At 64.2% G+C, this 1,279-nt stretch carries 1 protein-coding gene; it reads left to right on the top strand.

Annotated features, from left to right (window positions below; genetic code table 11):
• Positions 1 to 49 precede the first annotated feature (49 nt).
• The gene (locus AC3A6P_RS36055; protein WP_487697449.1) at positions 50 to 1,252 is read left to right on the top strand and encodes an IS30 family transposase; all 1,203 of its coding nucleotides are present in this window, start codon (positions 50 to 52) and stop codon (positions 1,250 to 1,252) included.
• The last annotated feature ends 27 nt before the right edge of the window (positions 1,253 to 1,279 follow it).

The following is a 1,279-nucleotide window of genomic DNA, read 5'->3' as shown; positions in this document are numbered from 1 at the left end:
AGGCGGATTCATACGGTCAGAGAAACATTTCTGAGCGTGGGGGTTTGCTGTGCCGAGTGGGGTTCCTGCGTCGCGGTCGTTGAAGCGGGCGTTGTTTGATCGGGTGTGTGCAGGACAGTCGGTGTCGGCGGCGTCGAAGGTGTTGGGCGTGTCGCATGGGACTGGTCATGAGTGGTGGCACAAAGCTGGCGGGATGGCGTTGGCAGCGGGCAAGCGTGGCGGTATCGGTGATGCTGTCGGTGGTGGCGGGCCGGGTGGGTCGGGGCACCGCCTCAATCTCGACGAGCGAGTCGCGATCATGCGGGGCCTCGACGATGGACTCAGTTACGCCGAGATCGGGCGGCGGATCAACCGGGACCGCTCGGTGGTGTGGAAGGAAGCCACCCGCAACCGCGGCGCCGACGGTGACTATCACGCGTTGATGGCCCATGCCCGCGCACACCATAAAGCCAGGCGCCCCAAAGCATTCAAGCTCAATGACCCCGACTTGTGCGCCGTGGTCGAGTCGTGGATGGATGACGGGTGGAGCCCCCGGTTGATCGCACAGGTGTTGGCCCAAGACCATCCCGATGACAAGCTCAAACAGGTGAGCCACGAAACGATCTATCAGTGCCTCTACGTGCAGACCCGTGGCCAGCTGCGCGCTGATCTGCATCAGTGCCTGTCGACCAAGCGGGCCACCCGCAAGACCCGCGGCGCGGCCGGCGGGCCGCGCGGGGTTTATGGCAGCGGCGACGAGTTCACGATCAGCGACCGGCCTGCCGAGGTCGCCGACCGGGCCGTGCCCGGGCACTGGGAAGGAGATCTCATCGTGGGGGCCGGCCACCAAAGCGCGATCGGCACGCTGGTGGAACGCAGCACCCGGTTCACCATCTTGTTGCACCTTCCGCTCGACCACACCGCCGAGTCCGTGGCCACCGCGATGATCGAGGCGATGAGGGAGCTACCTGAGCATCTGCGCCGATCGATTACCTGGGATCGCGGCTCGGAGATGGCTCAGTGGCCCCGGATTCATCTCGAACTCAAGGCCCCGGTGTACTTCTGCAACCCGCATTCACCCTGGCAGCGGGGCACCAACGAGAACACCAACCGCCTGCTGCGGTTCTGGTTCGAAAAGGGCACCGACCTGGCCGTGCACACCAAAGCCGACCTCAAACGCGTCCAAGACAAACTCAACTCCCGGCCCCGACCCACCCTGGACCTCGACACCCCAGCCCAACGCTTAGCCGCACTCGTTAGCCAAACCGCGTAAATGTTTCTTCAACCACTTGACTATGAG

The organism is Mycobacterium sp. Soil_C_30 (assembly GCF_057656995.1).
Note: the sequence above shows the minus strand (reverse complement) of the source record. Positions and strands in the feature narration are given on the sequence as shown.